Genomic DNA, 18,361 nt, shown 5'->3' on the forward strand with positions numbered 1-18,361 from the left:
CCGCAGCGCCGTCTTCCCACCCTGTTGCTGAGCGCCTGCCTGAGCGCGCTGCTGAGTGGCTGCAACCTGGAACTGCTCAATCCCAAGGGCAGCATCGGGGAACAGGAAAAGTCACTGATCCTGATCTCCCTGTTCGTCATGCTGATGGTCGTCATCCCCGTGATCGTCCTGACGCTGTGGTTCGCATGGCGCTACCGTGAGACCAATACGAGCGCCACCTATGCCCCCAAATGGGCGCACTCCACCAGGATCGAGGTCGTGGTCTGGGGCATCCCCTGCGTCATCGTGGCCTGCCTGGCTGTGCTGATCTGGGACTCGACGCACAAGCTCGATCCCTATCGGCCCCTGGAATCGCAGGTCAAGCCGATCCAGGTCGATGTGATCGCGCTGAACTGGAAATGGCTGTTCATTTATCCGGAATACGGCGTCGCGTCGCTGAACCAGCTTGCGATCCCGGTCGGCACGCCGGTCAATTTCCGGCTGACCGCGGAATCGATGATGAACTCGTTCTTCATCCCGCAGCTCGGCAGCATGGTCTACACCATGGCGGGGATGCAGACGCGCCTGCACCTGATCGCCGACACGCCGGGCGTCTATCTCGGCCAGTCCGCTGCCTACAGCGGCCCCGGCTTCTCGGACATGCACTTCAAGACCCTGGCCACCTCGCGCGAGGAGTTCGATGCCTGGATCCAGGCTGCCCGCGCTTCGTCCCAGGCGCTCGACCTGAAGACCTACCGCACGCTTGAACTGCCCAGCAGCAAGGATCCCGTGACGCTTTACGCCGCCGTCGCGCCGAAGCTGTTCGACCAGGTCGTCGACAAATACATGCTGGAAAACGGCCAGATCTGCCGCGCGGACACCCCGGAATCTCTGCAGGCCTTCCAGCGCGTCCCGACGGCGCCCGCTGGCCGCATGGAGCAATAAGAATGCTTGGAAAACTCAACCTGGACGCCATCCCTCTCCATGAGCCGATCATCATGGGGACGCTGGCCGTCGTGATCGTGCTGGGCATCGCGCTGATGGGCGCCATTACGTACTACGGCAAATGGAAATACCTGTGGAACGAATGGATCTGCTCGGTCGACCACAAGAAGGTCGGCGTGATGTACATCATCCTGGCGCTGGTGATGCTGCTGCGCGGCTTTGCCGACGCCATCATGATGCGCGCCCAGCAGGCGATCGCCTATGGCGATGGCGCGGGCTACCTGCCGCCGCACCACTACGACCAGATCTTCACGGCGCACGGCGTGATCATGATCTTCTTTGTCGCGACGCCGCTGGTGCTCGGGCTGATGAACGTGATCGTGCCGCTGCAGATCGGCGCGCGCGACGTCGCCTTCCCGTTCGTCAATTCGCTGAGCTTCTGGATGTCGGCAATGGGCGCGGTGCTGGTGATGATGTCGATGTTCGTCGGCGACTTCGCGGCCACCGGCTGGGTCGCCTACCCGCCGCTGTCCGAGCTCGGCTACAGCCCCACGCCAGGGGTTGACTACTACATCTGGTCACTGCAGATATCCGGGCTTGGCACCACCCTGACGGGCATCAACTTCATCGTCACGATCCTGCGCATGCGCGCGCCGGGCCTGAACCTGATGAAGATGCCGGTCTTCACCTGGACCGCGCTGATCACCAACATCCTGATCGTGGCGATCTTCCCGGTCCTGACCGCCACGCTGGCCCTGCTCACCGCCGACCGCTACCTCGGCATGCACTTCTTCACCAACGAGCTCGGCGGCAACGCCATGATGTACGTGAACCTGATCTGGATCTGGGGCCACCCGGAGGTCTACGTGCTGATCCTGCCGGCGTTCGGCGCCTTCTCCGAGATCATCGCCACGTTCTCGCGCAAGCCCCTGTTCGGCTACAAGTCGATGGTGTACGCCACCTCCTCGATCGGCGTGCTGTCGTTCTTCGTCTGGCTGCACCACTTCTTCACCATGGGCTCGGGCGCGAACGTCAATGCCTTCTTCGGCATCATGACCTCGATCATCTCGATCCCGACCGGCGTGAAGCTGTTCAACTGGCTGTTCACCATGTACCGGGGCCGGATCCGCTTCCATACCTCGACCATGTGGACCATCGGCTTTATGGTGACGTTCGCGGTCGGCGGCATGACCGGCGTGCTGCTCGCCATTCCCGGGGCCGACTTTGTCCTGCACAACAGCCTGTTCCTGGTTGCGCATTTCCATAACGTCATCATCGGCGGCGTGCTCTTCGGCTGCCTGGCCGCAATCACTTTCTGGTTCCCGAAGGTGTTCGGCTTCAAGCTCAATGAGTTCTGGGGCAAGGTGTCGTTCTGGTGCTGGCTGGCGGGCTTCTTCCTGGCCTTCATGCCGCTCTACGTACTGGGCTTCAAGGGCATGACCCGCCGGATGAACCACTATGCCAACGTCGACTGGCATCCCTACCTGGTGGTGGCGCTGGTCGGTGCCTTCGTCATCGGCGCCGGCATCCTGGCGATGTTGGTGCAGTTCGCGGTCAGTATCCGCGACCGCAAGCAGAACCGCGACCTGACTGGCGATCCGTGGGATGGCCGCAGCCTGGAGTGGTCGACGGCCTCGCCCGCGCCGTTCTACAACTTCGCCCACGTGCCGCATATCACCTCGCTGGAACAGCACTGGGACGACAAGGAAGCCGGGCGCGCGTGGCGCCAGCCTGCGCGCTACGAGGACATCCATATGCCCCGCAACACCTCGGCAGGCTTCATCGTGTCGGCGTTCGGGCTGCTGTGCTGCTTCGCGCTGGTCTGGCACATGTGGCTGGTCGCCGTCGCCGGCCTGGTCGGCGCCATCGCGACCTTCGTCGTGCGCAGCTATGACCGCGACGTCGACTATTACGTGCCGGCCGCCGAAGTCGAGCGCATCGAGCGCGCGCGCTTTGCACAACTGCAGGAAGCTGCCTGACCATGAACCCGACTCTCTCCCCCACCCTGCATCATCCCGGGCACGAGGCGGCCCACGACGCGGCGCACCACCATCACGAAGCCGGCGCGCACACGCCGCTGGGGTTCTGGCTTTACCTGATGAGCGACTGCCTGATCTTCGCGGTGCTGTTCGCCACCTTCGGCGTGCTGTCCGGCAACACTGCCGGCGGCCCCGGCGGGCGGCAACTGTTCGAGCTGCCGTTCGTGTTCGCCGAGACCATGGTGCTGCTGCTGAGCAGCTATACCTTCGGCCTGGCCATGCTCAGGCAGGGCACTGACGACGCGCCGCGGATGATCCGCTGGCTGGCGGTGACCTTCGCGCTCGGCGCACTGTTCATCGCCATGGAGGTCTACGAGTTCGCGCACCTGCTGCACCAGGGCGCGGGCCCCGGCGTCAGCGCCTACCTGTCGGCCTTCTTCACGCTGGTCGGCACGCACGGGCTGCATGTCACGTCTGGCCTGCTGTGGCTGGCGGTGATGATCCACCAGATCCGGCATTTCGGGCTGGACGACATCGTGCGCCGCCGCCTGGCCTGCCTGAGCCTGTTCTGGCACTTCCTGGACCTGGTCTGGATCTGTGTCTTCACCTTTGTCTACCTGCGGGAGTTCGCTTGATGAAGCCGTCCCATCTACATTCCGTGCACGCGGACCAGCCGGCCGCGCACGGCAGCGTGCGCAGCTACACCATCGGACTGCTGCTGTCGGTCGCGCTGACGATGGCGTCGTTTGCGGCAGTGATGACCGGATCCCTGTCAACGCAGGCAGCGATCGCGCTGGTTGTCGGCCTTTGTGTCGCGCAACTGCTGGTGCAGCTGGTGTACTTCCTGCACCTGGGCACCGGTCCCGGCCAGCGCGGCAACACCGCCATCTTTGCCTGTACCGGCTTCCTGATCGTCATCGTCGTGGCCGGCTCGCTGTGGGTGATGCACAACGCCGATATCAACATGATGCCGACCGACATGTCCATCGAACGGGCCCGGGCAAAAGACTAGCGCTCGCGCGCAAGGAGGCTTTCCACCATGTATGTCTATGACGCCATTGACCAGAAGCTCGTCGACGAACGGGTCGTGCAGTTCGCCGACCAGACCCGCCGCTTCCTGAGCGGCCAGCTCACCGAGGATGAGTTCCGCGTGCTGCGGCTGCAGAACGGCCTCTATATCCAGCGCCATGCGCCGATGCTGCGCGTGGCGATTCCGTACGGCATGCTGGCGTCCCGGCAATTGCGCAAGCTCGCGGAGATCGCGCGCCGCTGGGATCGCGGCTACGGGCATTTCAGCACGCGCCAGAACCTGCAGTTCAACTGGCCGCGGCTCGAGGATGCCCCTGCCATTCTCGCCGAGCTGGCCACGGTGCAGATGCACGCGATCCAGACCAGCGGCAACTGCATCCGCAATACCACCACCGACCACTTTGCCGGCATTGCTCCCGACGAACTGGTGAACCCGCTGGTGTGGTGCGAGATCGTCAGGCAATGGTCGATGCTGCATCCCGAGTTCGCCTTCCTGCCGCGCAAGTTCAAGATTGCCATCAGTGGCGCGCGGACGGACCGGGCCGCGGTCGGCGTCCATGACATCGGGCTCCAGGCGGTTGAACAGGACGGCCAGGCCGGCTTCAAGGTCTGGGTGGGTGGCGGCATGGGCCGCACGCCGATGGTGGGCAAGCTGATCAACCCCTTCGTCCCCTGGCAGGACCTGCTGACCTACCTGCAGGCCACACTGCGCGTCTACAACCTGCACGGCCGCCGCGACAACAAGTACAAGGCGCGCATCAAGATCCTGGTAAAGGACCTGACCCCGGAGGTGTTCCGGGCGCAGGTGGACGAGCAGTGGCAACGCATCCGCGGGGGCCCGGACACCGTGTCCGAGGGCTTTGTCGCGTCCATCGCCGAGCGCTTCACGATCCCGCCGTATGAAGCCGCGGCCGCCGACGAGCCGGACCAGTCAGCCGACCTGGCCAAGACCGACCGCGCCTTCCGCCTCTGGCTGAAAAGCAATGTGCACCGGCACCGGGTGCCTGGCTACGCGGCCGTCACGGCATCGCTGAAAGCCGCGGGCCAGGCGCCCGGCGACATCACTGCCGAGCAGATGGAAATCATGGCCGACCTGGCCGAGCGCCACGGCTTCGGCGAGCTGCGCGTGTCGCATGAGCAGAACCTGATCCTCGCCGATGTCCGCCGCAGCGGGCTGCACGCCTTGTGGCAGGCGCTGGACGCCGCCGGGCTGGCCACGCCAAACGTCGGCCTGATCACCAACATCATCGCCTGCCCCGGGGGCGACTTCTGCTCGCTGGCCAATGCGGTCTCGATCCCGCTTGCGCAGGCCATCCAGGAGCGCTTCGACGACCTCGACCATGTGCACGACATCGGCGAACTGGACCTGAACATCTCCGGCTGCATCAACTCCTGCGGCCACCACCATATCGGCCACATCGGCATCCTCGGCGTCGACAAGGCCGGCGAGGCCTGGTACCAGATCACCATCGGCGGCCGGCAGAACGGCGCCGACGGCCTGGGCCGCCCGGATGGCGTGGCGGCCGGCGGCGCGGCCATCGGCCGCATCATCGGGCCGTCCTTTGCACAGGAGCAGGTTCCGGATGTGGTGGAGCGGCTGATCGAGACCTATTTGCTGCATCGGGACAGCGAAGCCGAACGCTTTGTCGACGTGGTTGGCCGAATCGGCATAGAACCCTTCCAGCGCGCCGTGTACCCGGACTCTGACAGCGGCGCGCGGCGAGCTCGCCAGGAGGCGGTGAATGCCTGACCATGACCATTTAGCCGGGCAGGACCGGCGCAACGTCATCCGTGACGGACAACTGGTCGCGGATAGCTGGCTCGCTCACATCGGGGATGCGCAAGACGCCGACAACACCTGCCCCCCCGACGAGCCCGGCTACCTGGTGACACTGGAGAACTGGACCACCCACCGCCAGCGGTATCGGCTTCGACAGTATCCGCTCGCGGTCTACCTGTCGCCGGATGCGGAGCCCCAGACCCTGCTGGAACCCGGTGCCACGGCCGTTGATCCGACAGGCATCGCGATGATTGCCATCGATTTCCCGGTCTACACGGATGGTCGTGGCTATTCGATCGCACAGCTGCTCCGGCACCAGCTAGGCTGGACCGGAGAGCTGCGCGCCGTGGGTGACGTGATGATCGACACCGTGCACTACCTGGCACGTTGCGGCTTCAACAGCTTTGCGCTCAAGCCCGGGCACGACCCGGCAGCGGCATTGCGCGCGCTGGCCACGTTCTCGTCGTCGTACCAGCGCAGCTATGGACCCGCAAGCCGATAGCAAGCGCCGCCGGGCGCCGATACGAAACATACCCGTCCAGCCCTGCGCAAGGCCTGATAGCTTGTGGTCCGCTGTCGCCGAACTCTCGGGCAAGCAGCTGCATACGATTATCGATATCGCGCAGCGCTCACCAAAGGCGACGACGGATATGGCTTCGTTCAGGGCGCGCATTCTCGGTGTTTTCGGAAACGTCGCCGGTTTTGACATCACACCGCCTTCGGAGTCCATGCTGCAAGAGCTCTGGGAAAGGTATCGCTCGACACTCTCCTCGTTCTAGCAGCGCGGATCACTCGAAAGATCGGCCCGGCCCGGAGCGATGCCGCACGTTCAAAAATTGGCTTCGATGGCCTTCCTGGCGCCCTCTGGCACCTCGTTCGGTATGACGCGGTGCGCAAGTATGGCGTAGCTCCGGGCAGCCGCCACTGCAGTGGGATCCACAAGCCGCTTCGGGCCGCCCAGCCACGCAAAATGATCTTTTCCATCGTCACTACTGAACCACGCGAAGTCGCCGATGGCGTCCAGGCCGCGCTTCACCAGCTTCAGCAGCGCCAGGGCTTCCTCTGAAACACCCAGGTGCCGCCCTGTGTCATGAATGACCGTGGCCAGGTTGCGGAGCTTGTTGGTCGGGGTGGCCTCGTCGTTTGCCTCGTCAGGTAACAGCTCGACGACCAGAATCCCCCTGTGCGCGGTGATGCGTGCGTGCTGCATGGTTCCTCCCAACTGATGGCTGCCGGCTTGCGACCTTACGCATTGACCTAGCAAGTTCTTGGCCAGGTCATGCCAAAAGTGCAGCTTACAGGCCGCTTATGACACTGCGCCCTCATTTGGCCGCGGGAGCGGCAGTGGGCGCCGGTGCGCCGCCAAATGGTCTAGTGTTGGTACCGCCCCGCCACTTCCCGTGGACTGTTGGACCGCAGGCGACTCGCGAGGCCCAATCGCACCTGCACAATCCGCCACTCCCATGGCAAGACGCTGCCCTATCCTTGCTATGGGAGGCTCAGCGCGGCAGTCCAGCCGTCGAGCACAGGAATAGGCTGTTGGTCAATCCAGGCGGGAGGGCGGCATGCGCGCGTTGGTCTTCTGCTCTGTGCAGTTCCTGTTGGCGGTGACATGGACCCTCTATGTGGCCTTCCTGCCCCAGCTGGCCGCGCAGGCCGGCATCGCGCGCGCGCACGTCGCCTTGATCCTGCTGATGGACCAGTTGATCTTTGTCGCCATGGATTTCACGGTGGGCGTCGCGGCCGACCGTGTCGCCAACGCGATGCGCAGGCTGGGAGGCTGGATGCTGGGGCTGTCGGTCATCTCCGCACTGGCTTTCGTGCTGCTGCCCCGGGCAACTTCACCAGCGCTGCTGCTGGGCCTGACCGCGCTCTGGGCAGCCACCTCTTCGGCGTTGCGGGCGCCGCCCATGGTAATCATTGCCCGGCGGCTGCCGGCGACCGCGTCGTCGTTCCTGGTGGGATGCTCGCTGCTCGGCGTCGGCCTTGCCGGAGCCGTGGCGCCGCTGCTGACGGTCCGGCTGCGCGATGCGTCGCCCATGCTGCCGTTCCTGGCCGCAAGCGTGGGGCTGGCGGTGGCCGTGGCCGCGCTGCGATGGATCGAATCCGGCCCGGCGCGCCACGATGCCGACGCCGCGCCGGCAGCCGGCGTTGCGCTCAAGCGCGTCTGGCTGCTGTTTGCCGCGGTCTGGGTGCTTGCGCTCGGCTTCCAGATCCACACCACCGTCAACTCCGCGCCGGCGTACCTGCGCTTTGTCACGGCTGCCGAGCTGGAGCGCGTGACGCCGGTGTTCTGGATTAGCTTCGCGCTGGGCACGCTGCTGCCCGCGACGTCGTTGCTGCGGCGCTATCCGCCCTATACGCTGCTGTTGACCGCCGCGGCCCTTGGCGCCCTGTCGTTGTTCGGCTTCACAGTTGCGGGCTCGCTCGGGGCCATCCTCGCCGTGCAGTGTCTTGCCGGCGGCCTGTGGGGAATCATGTTCGCCGCGACGGCCAGTGCGGCGCTCGACGCCGGTCACGTCGGCCGCGAAGGGATGTACACCGGGCTGGTATTTGCCGCTTTGGCGGTTGCCGCGTTCATGCGCATTGCCCTGGTGTCGTCGGGCGCCAGCAAGACCCCCCTGCTGGCAAACCTGCTGCCATGGCTTCCGGCCGTGGCCTGGAGTGCCGGTGCCTTGCTGCTGGCGGCTTTCCTGTCGGGGAACCTGAGCTGCCTGATGACGCGCAGACAGGTGCTGCACCCGCATCCGTGAACTGATCTCTTGAGCTATATCCGACCTACTCGGAAATTGGAGACTACTGTCCTGCTTAAGGCTGACTGAAATCAATCGGCCTTCGAACAAGCCCTGTACTTGCCCGTTCCCAAGGAGCGCGCCATGTCCACCCAACTTGCCGTATGGCATGCCGCGCACCTCAATTTCTCTCGTCTGCTCGACCTACTGGAAGAGCAGGTATGCGTATTCCACCAGGGAGGGAGACGCTATAAGTTCGCGAGCGGCGCTGGAGGCAGCCGCAGCCATGTACCTTGTGTACTACCGTAACCGTCTCTCTACCGAGGAGAGACAGGCAATGCCGCGCGCTGCCCAGTTGCTGACACAAGAGGACTGGGCAGCTATTGCCGACGCGGCTCCCGAAAGCTCTGATCCTATGTTCGGGGAAGAAGTGCAAGCGCGCTTCGCGACACTACGCAAGCAGATCGCGGCTGAGACGAGCTTATCCACGCAGCAGCAGTGCTGCGCCTAATCCGAAAACAAGCCGACGAACTGGTCGCGCAGCCACTGATTCGCCGGATCGCGATGATACCGGGCATGCCAGAACAGGTTGATCTGGATTTCCGGCAACGCGAACGGATGCTTGACGTACCTGAGCCCGAAGTACCTGGCGCATCGCTCCGCAAACGTCAAGGTCACCGTGGCGACCAGGTCGGTGGTGGCAATGATGTCCGCCAGTGCGACGAAATGGGGGACACGCAGCCGGATCTTGCGCTGTACGCCGTGCTGGGCGAGGATCTCGTCGACCCGGGCATGCCCCGTCCCCGCCGCCGTGACCACGATGTGCTCCGCCGCCTCGAAGTCGCGCATGCTGACCGTCTTCTTGTCCATGGCATGACCGGGCCGGAACAGGCAAACGTATCGCTGGCGAAATAGCCGCCGTTGAAAGAACGTCGTGCCGAGTTCAGGAAGATGGCCAACCGCCAGGTCGATCTTTCCCTGGCTCATCTCCGCCGCCAGGTCCACTGCCGTATTACGCACTGTCGTTACCGTGACACCCGGGGCGCGGTCGCCAAGCGCGCCCATTAGCGGCGGGATGAAGTGCACCTCGCCGATATCCGTCATGGCGATCCGGAATGCGCGCACGCTGCGCAGCGGATCGAACGACACCTTGTGGCTGAGCGCCGCCTGCAGCGATTCCAGCGCATAGGCAACCGGTTCCGCCAGTTCCTCGGCAAGGGGTGTCGGCAGCATGCCCTTGCTGCTTCGTACAAACAGCGGGTCGCCGAACAAGGTGCGCAAGCGGGCCAGCGCATTGCTGACCGCGGGCTGGCTCAGATTCAAGGTCTTCGCGGCGCCGGAAACGGTGCCCTGCCGCAGCAGGTTATCGAACACGACCAGCAGGTTCAGATCGACGTCCTTGAGCTCCATGGTGCCGTCTCTTATTGATTTTATGAATATTCATTATAGCCAGAATTCTATTGGTTAATTTTCCTCCGTGCACCATGATCCTTGCCATACGAAGAGACATAGCCGGAGACAAGCATGGCAATCTCCCCGCAAGCCGGCCCGGTGTGGGCCGACGACAGCATCAGCCGCATCCCGTTCCGCGTGTATACGGATGCACAGCTATACCAGCGTGAACTCGAACGCTGCTTCTACCGCGGTCATTGGAACTACGTCGGGCTCGAGGCGGAGATCCCGAATCCCGGTGACTTCAAGCGCACCACGCTTGGCGAGCGTTCCGTGATCCTGGTGCGCGACCAGGACGGCGAGATCAACGTCGTCGAAAACGTGTGCGCCCATCGCGGCATGAAGTTCTGCCGGGAACGCAGCGGCAACCGGAAGGACTTCCACTGCCCCTACCACCAGTGGAACTATGACCTGAAGGGCAACCTGCAAGGCGTGCCGCTGCGTCGCGGGGTCAAGCAGGACGGCAAGGTCAACGGCGGCATGCCCGCCGACTTCAGGCCGCAGGAGCACGGGCTCACGCAACTGAAGGTCGCGACACGCGGTGGTGTCGTGTTTGCCTCGTTCGACCATGAGGTTCCATCACTCGAGGAATACCTCGGGCCGGATATCCTCGGCTACTTCGACCGGCTCTTCAACGGCCGCAAGCTGAAGGTCCTCGGCTACAACAAGCAGCGCATTCCGGGCAACTGGAAGCTCATGCAGGAGAACATCAAGGACCCCTACCACCCCGGCCTGCTGCATACCTGGTTTGTCACCTTCGGCCTCTGGCGCGCCGACAACAAGGCACGCCTGGTGATGGACCCGCACTTCCGGCATGCCGCCATGGTGTCGACCCGCGGCCAGGGCGGCAAGAGCGACGTGACCTCCGGTGTATCCAGCTTCAAGGACCAGATGGCGCTGCACGACGACCGCGTCCTCGACATCGTCCACGAGCCGTGGTGGGGAGAGCCTACCGCCGTGATGATGACGGTGTTCCCGAGCGTGATCTTCCAGCAGCAGGTCAACTCGGTCTCCACGCGCCATATCCAGCCCCATGGCCCGGATTCCTTCGATTTCGTCTGGACGCACTTCGGCTTCGAGGACGACACCGAGGAGATGACGCGGCGCCGCCTGCGCCAGGCCAATCTCTTCGGCCCCGCCGGCTTCGTGTCGGCCGACGATGGCGAAGCCATCGAATGCTCGCAGGAAGGCTTCTCCCAGAAACCCTGGCATCGCGTGATCGCCGAACTGGGCGGCAAGACCGCGGAGAACACGGACCACATGGTGACCGAAACCCTGATCCGCGGCATGTACGCCTATTGGCGCAAGGTGATGGAGGTCTGACGCCATGGACTTCACTGACTACTACGCCCTGCTCTCCCTGTTCGCCGACTACACCAGCGCCGTGGACAACGGCGACTGGGACCGCTGGCCGGAATTCTTCACCGAAGACTGCCTCTACCGGGTCCAGCCCCGCGAGAACCACGAGCGTGGCCTGCCGCTGGCAACGCTCTCGCTCGAAAGCAAGGGCATGCTCAAGGACCGCATCTACGGCATTCGCGAGACCCTGTTCCACGATCCCTACTACCAGCGCCACATTGTCGGCGCGCCGCTGATCAGGGAGGCCGACGGCGACAGGATCGTGGCCGAGACCAACTACGCGGTGCTGCGCACCAAGCCGGACCAGATGACCGATGTCTACAACGTTGGCCGCTACCTCGACACCGTCGTCCGGACGCCGGCGGGCTTGCGCTTCGCCTCGCGCATCTGCGTATTCGATAGCGAGATGATCCCCAACTCGCTGATCTACCCCATCTAGCAGGAGTGATTCATGACCGAAACCTGGATCGAGGCAGCGCTGCTGTCCGACGTCCCGCAGGACGATGTCATCGCCGTGGCCGTGCAAGGCCAGGAGATCGCCTTGTACGGCGTGGACGGCGACGTCTACGCGACCGACAACATCTGCACCCATGGTCATGCGCGCCTGTGCGAAGGCTTCCTGGAGGGACATGAGATCGAGTGCCCGCTTCACCAGGGCAGGTTCGATATCCGCGACGGCGCTGCGAAGTGCGCCCCGCTGACCGAGAACATTCGCACCTACCCGGTCCGGATCGACGGCGACAAGGTGTACCTCGATCTCGGCTGAGAGGTCGCGTCACCAACCAGAGGAGACAGCCATGGATTCCGAGCGCTCAGACACCGCGACTCCCGTTTCGCCAACCGCCACCATCGTCATCGTCGGTGCCGGCCAGGCCGGCGGCTGGGCCGCCCAGACGCTGCGCAACGAGGGCTTCACCGGCCGGCTCGTGCTGATCGGGGACGAGGCCCATCCACCGCATGAGCGGCCGCCGTTATCCAAGGCCGTGCTGGCCGGCGAGGCCGCACCCGCCAGCACGTGGCTGCTCAAGCCTGAAGCGTTCGCTGCGCTCGGGCTGGAGTGGTGGCTGGACACGCGCGTCACCCGCATAGACCGGGCCGCGAAGCGCCTGGAGATAGCCAACGGAGAGATGCTGCCTTACGACAAGCTGATCCTGTGCACCGGCGGCAGGGCCCGCGCGCTCACCGTCCCGGGCGTCGACACGGCTGCCGTGCATACATTGCGCACGATTGGCGATGCCCTGGCGCTGGCGCCGGCGTTGCGGCCCGGGCGCAGCATCGTGGTGATCGGCGGCGGCTGGATCGGCCTCGAAGTCGCCGCCACGGCACGCCGCAAAGGTGCCGAGGTCACCGTGCTCGAAGCCCAGAGCCGGCTGTGCGAGCGCACCGTGCCGCCGGAAGTCTCGGAACACCTGCTCGGGCTGCATGCCTCGCATGGCACCCGTGTCATGCTCGGCGCCAATATCGCCGGCATCGCCCCCGGTACCGGCGGCCGGTCCGTCGTGAAGCTGGCCGATGGCAGCACGCTGGCTTGCCACGCCATCGTTGCGGGTGTCGGTCTCGTGCCGAACGACGAGCTTGCCTGGGAAGCCGGATTGGAGTGCGACGGCGGCGTGGTCGTCGACGCGGGTTGCCGCACGTCCGACCCCGACATCTTCGCCGCGGGCGACGTCGCGGTCACGCCCAACCCGTGGGCCGGCCGGCGCCTGCGGCTGGAATCCTGGCAGAACGCCCAGGAACAGGGCATTGCCGCCGCGCGCGCGGCGCTCGGTCTCGCGGTCGACTATCAGCCGCTGCCTTGGTTCTGGTCAGACCAGTACGGCATGAACCTGCAGATCCATGGCATCCCCCTTCCCTCGCACCGCGTGGTGGCACGCGGCACGCCCGGCGCGGACAGCTTCGTGCTGTTCTACCTCGACGGCGACGTGGTCAAGGCCGCGCTAGGGTCCAACGCCGCGCGCGACCTGCGCTTCGCGCGCCGCCACATCGAGCAGTGCAAGCCGGTCGATGCCAGCCGCCTGGCCGACCCGAACGTGCCGATGTCCAGGCAGTAAGCCCAGCCATAAGAACAGACCGACCGGAGACAAGCCCCCATGCAGCAAATCGACATCCACAAGCTGGCCGACACGGCCCGCTTCAACCGCTTCCATGCGCTCGTGCTGTTCTGGTGCGCACTCATCATCATCTTCGACGGCTATGACCTCGCGGTCGTGGGCATCGCGCTGCCTTCGATCATGAAGGACCTCGGCGTCGCCCCGACCCAGGCGGGGCTCATGGTCAGCTCCGCGCTGTTCGGCATGGTGTTCGGCGCGATCTTCCTCGGCACCATGGCCGACAGGATCGGCCGCCGCTGGACGATCGCGATCTGCGTCGCCCTGTTCAGCGTCTTCACCGCTGCGGCCGGGCTGGTCAAGGACCCGCTGCTGTTCAGCATGGCCCGCTTCCTGGCCGGGCTCGGCATCGGCGGCGTGATGCCGAATGTGGTCGCGCAAATGACCGAGTACGCGCCGAAGAAAATCCGGGCGACCCTGGTCACCGTGATGTTCAGCGGCTATGCCGTGGGCGGGGTCCTGGCGGCGCTGCTCGGCAAGAGCCTGATCGAGGCCTACGGCTGGCAGTCGGTCTTCCTGGCGGCCGGCCTGCCCGTGCTCCTCATTCCTGTCATTCTCGGGTCGCTGCCAGAATCGATGCCGTTCCTGCTGGCCAGGGGCGACCACGAAGCGTTGCGGCGCATCGTCTCCAGGCTTGCGCCGGAGCAACGGTGGTCGGCCACCGACCGCTTCGCCGTGCCGGCGCAGGACAAGGCCGCCAGCGCGCCAATCCGGCACCTGTTCCACGAGGGCCGTGGCTTCAGCACCATCATGTTCTGGATCGCGTTCTTCATGTGCCTGTTCATGGTGTACGCGCTCAGTTCATGGCTGACCAGGCTGATGGCGGGCGCCGGCTACAGCCTGGGTTCCGCGCTGACCTTCGTGCTGGTCCTCAACCTCGGGGCGATGATGGGCGCCGTGGGCGGCGGCTGGCTCGCCGACCGCTACCACATCAAGTACGTGCTCGCCGCCATGTACGCGCTGGCCGCGGTCTCGATCACGCTGCTCGGATTCAGGATGCCGACTGAACTGCTGTTCGTCGTGGTGGGCCTGGCCGGTGCGTCGACGATCGGCACGCAGATCGTCGCCAATGCCTACACCGGGCAGTTCTACCCGACCGCCATCCGTTCCACCGGTCTTGGCTGGGCCCTGGGCATCGGCCGCAGCGGGGCCATCCTCGCCCCAATCGTCATCGGGGTACTCGTCGCCATGGAACTCCCGCTGCAGCAGAACTTCATCGCGATCGCCATTCCGGCGGTGATTGGCATGGGCGCGGTCCTGCTGATCGATCACAGGCGCTCGGCATCGGCCCGCTACGACGAAATGAGCGCCGGGCTGCCTGCGTCGCCGGTCGGGCTGTCCATCGCGGACCGGAACTGATTCCCCAGGCCGGCGCGGCCCGGCGGGCAGCGCTCCGGGGACAGGCGCGGGCACGGCTAGAATGTATTCATGGGAACCACGTCGGGATCACTTCCAGGCCCCGACCCCGGTTCAGTCAGAATCGAAGAGGTTGTCGCGATGAAGGCAAGAGCCTCGATCATTGCATTCGTATTGGTGACCCTGGCCACTCCGATGGCGCACGCGGGGGTGGCCGAGGACGCGCGCGGGTTCAAGAACGGCGTCAAATCGGCTGGCAAGCAGGCCGGGCATGCGGTGCGCGACGGCGCGCATGCCATTGGCCGCGGCGCGAAGGCGGCCGGCCATGCGATTGCCGATACCACTAAACAGGGCTATCGCGCGACCAAGAGGGCCGTGAAGGGTCACGAGTAAGGACTTGTCCTGCGGAGCCGGATCCTGCCGCGCTCCCTTGCTCCTTTACGCCCTCAGGCCGACTGGGAAGGCATCCGCGGCACGAAGCGGCGGCGCTCGATCTCGCCACCCCGGGCCACCAGGGTGGTCGCCTCGGGAATTTCCTCCCATACCCCCTGCACCTCGATCAGCGGCTCGGACAGCACCAGGAAGGCGTTGTCGCCGGCGGCGATGATGCGCGGATCGTCCGGGTAAAGCGCGCGCAATTGCCGGAACGAGGTGCTGTGGAACAGCGAGCGCGAGTCCGTCTCGCTCGAATAGCGCACCGCCACGATCTGCTGGCCGTCGGTCACGCAGACGGTCATGTTGAGCGGAAACTGCACATCGTAACGGTGGCCAACGTCCTCGATCAGCCCGGCCATCTGTTCCAGCGCGCCGCCCGGATCGCGCTCCAGGCCGAAACTCAGGGCCAGGAAGAACATCACCTCGGAGTCGGTCGACCCCTCGATCCAGCGGAACAGGTGCGGCGCCACGGCCAACATCAGGTCGCGCCGCAACAGCGGGTATTCGCGGATCAGGCCGTTGTGGACGAACAGCCAGCGGCCGAAGCGGAACGGATGGCAGTTGGTCTCCTGCGTCGGGGTGCCGGTGGCTGCGCGCACGTGGGCAACGAAAAGTGGCGCTCTCACCGCCCGCGCGGTCTCGCGCAGGTTGGTGTCGCTCCAGGCCGGGTGCAGGCAGCGGTAGCGGAACGGCACCTCCGAGTGACGTCCATACCACCCGACGCCGAACCCGTCGCCATTGGTCGTGGTATGACCCAGCCGCGAATTCAGGCTCTGGTCGATCAGCGAGTGTTCCGGCTGGAACAGCACCGTTTCCAGCGGAACGGATTTGCCCGAGTAAGCCAGCCAGCGGCACATGATGCTCCTCCTTGACCGGTGCGGCCCGGTGGCTTCCGGCCCACACTTCCAGTTGTAGGACGACAACGCGCGAACGCAAAGCACGCGCAGCTGTGGCGCACCGGCTACCCTCAACTGTGCGCCGGCTCCACCGGGATACGGCGAGTTGACGCTGCGAAGCAGCAATGGCTGTAGAATACGCGTCCTCCCCGATTCCAATGGTCACGGCGTCCGATATCGGCCCGCGCCGCACCGATACCTCACGAGCCTTGACAGCAGGCCCGATAGCGCACGCACAGCGTGCGCGCTGCTGTCGAAACGCGATTCACGAAGGAAACAGTAGTAAATGACAAGCGGCGTACAACGAACGGCAGCTAAAACACGAGAAACAGGCGCAATCAAGGACCCTGGCCAGACCAGCGCAGGGTCGACGGCGCAGCCTGATCCATCGACGGAAGCCGCCGCGCGTAGCCAGCAATTGCGTGCGCTGATCCAGCTGGGCAGGCAGCGCGGCTACCTGACCCACGCGGATATCAGCGACCACCTGCCGGAGAACTTCACTGACACGGCGGCGATGGAAAGCATCGTCAGCACGTTCGCCGAGATGGGCGTGAAGATCTATGAGCAGACGCCGGATGCCGAGACGCTGCTCCTGAGCGACGGCCCGGTGGTGGCCTCGGACGACCAGGCCGATGAAGAGGCCGAGGTAGCGCTTGCGACTGTGGACTCCGAGTTCGGCCGGACCACCGACCCGGTGCGCATGTACATGCGCGAAATGAGCTCGGCAACGCTGCTCACGCGCAAGCAGGAAGTCGAGATCGCCAAGCGCATCGAGGAAGGCCTGAACAATATGGTGCATGCCATCTCGGCCTGCCCGTTCACCATCGCCGCGATTCTCGAGCTGTCGGGCAAGGTCGCCAGCAATGAAATCAGCATCGACGACCTGGTCGATGGCCTGAGCGACGAGAGTATTGCCGAAGCAGCCGTGGCGGCGGCAGCTGACGAGACCGACGACAGCGTCGATAGTGCCGACGAGGCCGATGACGATTCCGAAGACTCCGACGACGAAGGCTCGACCCAGCAAAGCAACGAAAAAGCCCTGGCCCAACTGCGTGAGGAATGCCTGAAGCGGTTCGCGCGTGTCACCGCGCAATTCGAGCTGATGTGCCAGGAAAGCGCCGCAAATGGCGCGGGCTCGGCAGCCTTCCTGGCCGCAAGGGATGCGGTGCGCGAAGAACTGCGCACGATCCGCTTTACCGCGAAGACCATCGAGCGCCTGTGCGCCAACGTCCAGGCCATGGTCGACGAGGTGCGCACGGTCGAGCGCCAGGTGGTCCAGCTGCTGGTCGAGCGCTGCGGGATGGAGCGCGAGGAGGTCATCGCCCGCTTCCCCGGCAATGAAACCAACCTGGCCTGGGGGCAGGAGCTGGTCGCCCAGTCCCGTCCGTACAGCGCGGCGGTCGCGCGGGCCCTGCCGGACCTCGAGGCGCACCAGCAAAAGCTGATCGACATCCAGGCCCGGGCGGCGCTGTCGCTGCCCGACCTGAAGGGCGTCAACCGCAAGATGCTGGCTGCCGAGCGGCAGATGCGCCAGGCCAAGCACGAGATGACGCAGGCCAACCTGCGGCTGGTGATCTCGATTGCCAAGAAGTACACCAACCGCGGGATGCTGTTCCTGGATCTGATCCAGGAAGGCAACATCGGCCTGATGAAGGCGGTCGACAAGTTCGAATATCGCCGCGGCTGGAAATTCTCCACCTACGCGACGTGGTGGGTGCGCCAGGCCGTGACGCGGGCGATTGCCGACCAGGCCCGCACCATCCGCGTCCCGGTGCACATGATCGAGCAGATCAACAAGCTCAATCGCCTGTCGCGCGAGATCATGCAGCAGACCGGCAAGGAACCCGATCCGGCGGTGCTGGCCGAGCGCCTGGACATGACCGAAGACAAGGTTCGCTCGATCATGAAGATCGCGAAAGAGCCGGTCTCGATGGAAACCCCGGTCGGCGAGGATGGCGATACCAGCCTGGGCGACATGATTGCCGACTCGGACACGGCCACGCCCGCCGACGCCGCATTGCAGGCGGGCCTGCGCGCCGTCGTGCGCGAAATGCTCGACGAGCTCACGCCGCGTGAAGCCAAGGTGCTGCGGATGCGCTTTGGCATCGATATGTCCACCGACTACACGCTGGAAGAAGTCGGCAAGCAGTTCGATGTCACGCGCGAGCGGATCCGCCAGATTGAAAGCAAGGCAATGAAGAAGCTGAGGCATCCCAGCCGGGCAGACCAGCTGATCACCTATCTGCGCGACGCCTGATACTTGCCGGCAACAGCCGCTTGGCCGACTGACACAGAGCAGACAGGAGCTTTC

Annotated in this window: 19 protein-coding genes; 16 read left to right on the forward strand and 3 right to left on the reverse strand. The window is 64.9% G+C overall.

Going from position 1 to position 18,361, the window contains the following annotated elements; all coding sequences use genetic code 11:
• The 7 genes from cyoA to AC3WRR_RS09860 form a co-directional block, all read left to right on the forward strand.
• On the forward strand, positions 1–924 hold a 924-nt coding region (cyoA, locus tag AC3WRR_RS09830), incomplete at its 5' end, for a ubiquinol oxidase subunit II (RefSeq protein ID WP_492296816.1).
• A 2-nt stretch (positions 925–926) separates the two neighbouring features.
• On the forward strand, positions 927–2,903 hold the full coding sequence (cyoB, locus tag AC3WRR_RS09835) for a cytochrome o ubiquinol oxidase subunit I (protein ID WP_492296818.1): 1,977 nt from the start codon (positions 927–929) through the stop codon (positions 2,901–2,903).
• A 2-nt stretch (positions 2,904–2,905) separates the two neighbouring features.
• Positions 2,906–3,538 carry a cytochrome o ubiquinol oxidase subunit III gene (cyoC, locus tag AC3WRR_RS09840; protein ID WP_058697243.1) on the forward strand — a complete coding sequence of 211 codons (633 nt, stop codon included), beginning with the start codon at positions 2,906–2,908 and terminating at the stop codon, positions 3,536–3,538.
• On the forward strand, positions 3,538–3,915 hold the full coding sequence (gene cyoD, locus AC3WRR_RS09845; protein ID WP_010811603.1) for a cytochrome o ubiquinol oxidase subunit IV: 378 nt from the start codon (positions 3,538–3,540) through the stop codon (positions 3,913–3,915). The genes cyoC and cyoD overlap by 1 nt, the downstream gene beginning before the upstream one ends.
• Positions 3,916–3,942: 27 nt before the next feature.
• Positions 3,943–5,682, forward strand: a complete 1,740-nt coding sequence (locus AC3WRR_RS09850) for a nitrite/sulfite reductase (protein ID WP_439668854.1) — start codon at positions 3,943–3,945, stop codon at positions 5,680–5,682.
• The gene (locus tag AC3WRR_RS09855) at positions 5,675–6,214 is read left to right on the forward strand and encodes a DUF934 domain-containing protein (RefSeq protein ID WP_010811601.1); all 540 of its coding nucleotides are present in this window, start codon (positions 5,675–5,677) and stop codon (positions 6,212–6,214) included. Before AC3WRR_RS09850 ends, AC3WRR_RS09855 begins: the two co-directional genes overlap by 8 nt.
• A gap of 61 nt (positions 6,215–6,275) precedes the next feature.
• Positions 6,276–6,491 carry a hypothetical protein gene (locus tag AC3WRR_RS09860; RefSeq protein WP_010811600.1) on the forward strand — a complete coding sequence of 72 codons (216 nt, stop codon included), beginning with the start codon at positions 6,276–6,278 and terminating at the stop codon, positions 6,489–6,491.
• A gap of 50 nt (positions 6,492–6,541) precedes the next feature.
• Here AC3WRR_RS09860 and AC3WRR_RS09865 read toward each other — a convergent pair whose 3' ends face one another.
• Entirely contained in the window at positions 6,542–6,922 is a 381-nt protein-coding gene (locus AC3WRR_RS09865; RefSeq protein ID WP_010811599.1) for a hypothetical protein, read from the reverse strand.
• A 355-nt stretch (positions 6,923–7,277) separates the two neighbouring features.
• On the opposite strand from AC3WRR_RS09865, the gene AC3WRR_RS09870 reads away from it, so the two are divergent.
• Both AC3WRR_RS09870 and AC3WRR_RS09875 read left to right on the forward strand, forming a co-directional pair.
• Positions 7,278–8,465: an MFS transporter gene (locus tag AC3WRR_RS09870; protein WP_492296821.1), complete on the forward strand. Its 1,188-nt coding sequence runs from the start codon at positions 7,278–7,280 to the stop codon at positions 8,463–8,465.
• Positions 8,466–8,781: 316 nt separating this feature from the next.
• A complete protein-coding gene (locus AC3WRR_RS09875; protein WP_234788153.1) occupies positions 8,782–8,955 on the forward strand; it encodes a hypothetical protein in 174 nt (57 codons plus the stop codon).
• On the opposite strand, the gene AC3WRR_RS09880 is transcribed toward AC3WRR_RS09875, so the two are convergent.
• The gene (locus AC3WRR_RS09880) at positions 8,952–9,854 is read right to left on the reverse strand and encodes a LysR family transcriptional regulator (protein ID WP_058697247.1); all 903 of its coding nucleotides are present in this window, start codon (positions 9,852–9,854) and stop codon (positions 8,952–8,954) included. The two genes, AC3WRR_RS09875 and AC3WRR_RS09880, sit on opposite strands and share 4 nt — an antisense overlap.
• Positions 9,855–9,968: 114 nt before the next feature.
• Between AC3WRR_RS09880 and AC3WRR_RS09885 the strand changes: the two genes are divergently transcribed.
• The 6 genes from AC3WRR_RS09885 to AC3WRR_RS09910 all read left to right on the forward strand — a co-directional run bounded on the left by AC3WRR_RS09885 (position 9,969) and on the right by AC3WRR_RS09910 (position 15,112).
• Positions 9,969–11,219: an aromatic ring-hydroxylating dioxygenase subunit alpha gene (locus AC3WRR_RS09885; RefSeq protein ID WP_439671655.1), complete on the forward strand. Its 1,251-nt coding sequence runs from the start codon at positions 9,969–9,971 to the stop codon at positions 11,217–11,219.
• A gap of 4 nt (positions 11,220–11,223) precedes the next feature.
• Entirely contained in the window at positions 11,224–11,694 is a 471-nt protein-coding gene (locus AC3WRR_RS09890) for an aromatic-ring-hydroxylating dioxygenase subunit beta (RefSeq protein WP_058697249.1), read from the forward strand.
• 12 nt (positions 11,695–11,706) lie between these two features.
• A complete protein-coding gene (locus AC3WRR_RS09895; RefSeq protein ID WP_010811593.1) occupies positions 11,707–12,021 on the forward strand; it encodes a non-heme iron oxygenase ferredoxin subunit in 315 nt (104 codons plus the stop codon).
• Positions 12,022–12,052: 31 nt separating this feature from the next.
• Complete coding sequence (locus tag AC3WRR_RS09900) at positions 12,053–13,306, forward strand: NAD(P)/FAD-dependent oxidoreductase (protein WP_439671654.1); 1,254 nt, start codon at positions 12,053–12,055, stop codon at positions 13,304–13,306.
• A 39-nt stretch (positions 13,307–13,345) separates the two neighbouring features.
• Complete coding sequence (locus tag AC3WRR_RS09905) at positions 13,346–14,722, forward strand: MFS transporter (protein WP_439668850.1); 1,377 nt, start codon at positions 13,346–13,348, stop codon at positions 14,720–14,722.
• 138 nt (positions 14,723–14,860) lie between these two features.
• On the forward strand, positions 14,861–15,112 hold the full coding sequence (locus AC3WRR_RS09910) for a hypothetical protein (protein WP_010811590.1): 252 nt from the start codon (positions 14,861–14,863) through the stop codon (positions 15,110–15,112).
• A 53-nt stretch (positions 15,113–15,165) separates the two neighbouring features.
• Here AC3WRR_RS09910 and AC3WRR_RS09915 read toward each other — a convergent pair whose 3' ends face one another.
• Positions 15,166–16,011 (reverse strand): class II glutamine amidotransferase, encoded by an 846-nt coding sequence (locus AC3WRR_RS09915; protein ID WP_010811589.1) that lies wholly within the window; start codon positions 16,009–16,011, stop codon positions 15,166–15,168.
• A gap of 325 nt (positions 16,012–16,336) precedes the next feature.
• Between AC3WRR_RS09915 and rpoD the strand changes: the two genes are divergently transcribed.
• A complete protein-coding gene (gene rpoD, locus AC3WRR_RS09920) occupies positions 16,337–18,307 on the forward strand; it encodes an RNA polymerase sigma factor RpoD (RefSeq protein WP_011615196.1) in 1,971 nt (656 codons plus the stop codon).
• The last annotated feature ends 54 nt before the right edge of the window (positions 18,308–18,361 follow it).

The organism is Cupriavidus sp. FW305-3-2-15-C-LB2 (genome assembly GCF_058787575.1).